Origin of the sequence: Actinoallomurus acaciae (assembly GCF_042429965.1) — a bacterium.
Taxonomy (GTDB): Bacteria; Actinomycetota; Actinomycetes; order Streptosporangiales; family Streptosporangiaceae; genus Actinoallomurus; species Actinoallomurus acaciae.
The window spans coordinates 1-2,051 of sequence record NZ_JBHLZP010000890.1 but is presented as its reverse complement, the minus strand read 5'-3'; the positions used below and the strand labels follow the sequence as shown (position 1 = coordinate 2,051).

Below are 2,051 nucleotides of genomic sequence, written 5' to 3'. Positions count from 1 at the left end.
GGCCGCGCGCCAGGCGGTCGGCCGCGTGTGCCTCGTCGAGCGCACCGAACTCGGCGGCTCCGCGGGCCACGAGCCGACCCAGCAGCCGGCGCGACACCGACCCCTCCGGTCCGGCCCGGTGGGTCCAGCCGTGCATCACGAGCTCGTCGCCGCCCGCCACCCTCGCCCGTAGCACCTCGGCGTACTCCGGCTCGTCGGCGAGCGAGGCACCACGCCACGGCCCGGGGATCACCAGCAGCGACACCGGGATCCCGAGCGAGTCGGCGTCCGCGCACCAGCGCCGCGTCTGCCCGGCCGTGGCCGGAGCGACGTCGTGGACGCTCACCACCAGCCGCGTCACGCCGCGCGGCCCTCGGGCCCTGACCGTTTCGGGCATCTTGCGTCCCCCATGTCAGGCGACCCGCCTCTCGCCCGCCGTCGTCACGATGGCGACCTTCACGAGAGCGATCGTGACCCACCCGGTACGGATCCCCGGCCACGCCGCGGCGAACATCAGGCGAACGCCGGTGACCCCCGGATCAGCGACCGACGCGGGCGGACGGTTCGCGGGCGGATGACGTGACGGCCTCGATGATCTCCACCACGGAGCCCGTCGTTCATGCCGCCGAGACTAAGCGCCGAACCGTGCAGGTCCTCGAACAGTGCCGGACGCGCTGCGAGACCTACCTCGCCGAACCCGACGACGGCTCCGGCGCTGAGCGGCCGGCCCCGGTCAGGGTCTCGCGGTCCTCCCCCGGCGCAGGAGCCGGCCGGTGTTCACCACGAAAGCCGGAATGAACGCCGACCCGGCGAGGCCGAGCAGGCTCCCCAGGACGATGAAGAACCAGCCGTGCTGGTGGACGCCGCGCGCGTGGTGTTCGGCCATCTCCTCGTAGGTGAAGGTGCCGTGGTCGGTGACGCACCTGTCGCTCGGGGACATCTCGTCGGCGCCCGTCGCGTAGCCGCAGGTCACGTGGTCCAGGTCGGGGGTCACGCCGAGGTCGTGCACGCCGTGCGCGATCGGCAGGAACGCGAGCAGGGCCATCACCGCCACCACGGCGGCGCTCGCGAGCGCCCGTGCCGCCGGTCTCATGTCAGCGCCGCCAGGAGGTGCCGGCGGGCTCCCGGGTCAGGGCCAGGAACGCACCGGCGTTGGGCACGTCCGGGACGCTTGCCCTCGACCAGTTCAGCCGCTTGCCCCGCCGCCGGACGCCGACCTTGCCCTCCCGTACGTTCACCTCTTCGAGCTCCGCCCACGGGAGCAGTTTGCGGCCGCGGCCGATGCCCTCGGGCCGTACGGTGAACCAGCCGAACTCGACCGGCTCGCCGCGGGAGAGTGCCTCCCGGAAGCGGTGGAGCTGAGCCTCGGTCACCAGCGGCCCGACGACCTCGGCGAACCGCTCGAGGCCGCAGGCGCTCCTCTTGGTCTGGACGCCGACCAGGTTGAACAGGCGGCCGTCCGTGTGGACCACGTCGAAGTCGTAGGTGGTGCTGGTGTAGGAGCCGTTGGTGCGCTTCTCGGTCACCCGCTGGACGAACCGCGCGACGTCGGCCCACCGGACGGCGTCGGCCGTGTCCTTCTCGTGGTGGCCGAAGACGCAGCCGTTCTCATGCACGTGGGCGACCGTGAACTTCCGCATGACGCGGTTGCCCCAGCCGCCCTCCAGCGCGAAGACCTCGAGGAGCCTGCCCAGGTCCGCCGCCGCGGCGGCCTGGTCGATCGATTCGGGCATCATGGCGCTCCCCTTCGCGAGTTCCGGGCGGACCTCACCCAATCAGCCGGTTCGCGGCGAAGCGGCGATTTTCCGGGCCGAGTACGCGAAATGGCGACTCACCGTGCGCGCCGTGGCGGCTCGGTTCAGCAGCAGGGCCGTGTCCCAGCCGGTCCTCGGAGGCTCGCCGGTCGCGTAACCGTGCAGCGCGAGCGCGATGCCGGCCGCGCCCTCCGGGAATCCCGCCCGGTCCGGCGCGACCGCCGCGCCGGCTCCCGCTGCCTACCGGAAGCCGAACGGGGCGCCGGGAAACGGTCCGGAGGGCGAGGCCCGCCGGGAAACGGTCCGGAGGGCGAGGCC

General features: G+C 73.2%; 3 protein-coding genes. All 3 read right to left on the bottom strand.

The features are described 5' to 3' along the window. Positions 1–376: DUF2334 domain-containing protein (locus ACFFNX_RS48545; RefSeq protein ID WP_378213221.1), on the bottom strand; the 376-nt coding region annotated here is incomplete at its 3' end. 336 nt (positions 377–712) lie between these two features. Beyond that, the gene (locus tag ACFFNX_RS48540; RefSeq protein ID WP_378213220.1) at positions 713–1,072 is read right to left on the bottom strand and encodes a hypothetical protein; all 360 of its coding nucleotides are present in this window, start codon (positions 1,070–1,072) and stop codon (positions 713–715) included. Between the two features lies 1 nt (position 1,073). Further along, complete coding sequence (locus ACFFNX_RS48535; RefSeq protein ID WP_378213219.1) at positions 1,074–1,712, bottom strand: DUF6585 family protein; 639 nt, start codon at positions 1,710–1,712, stop codon at positions 1,074–1,076. Positions 1,713–2,051 lie beyond the last annotated feature (339 nt).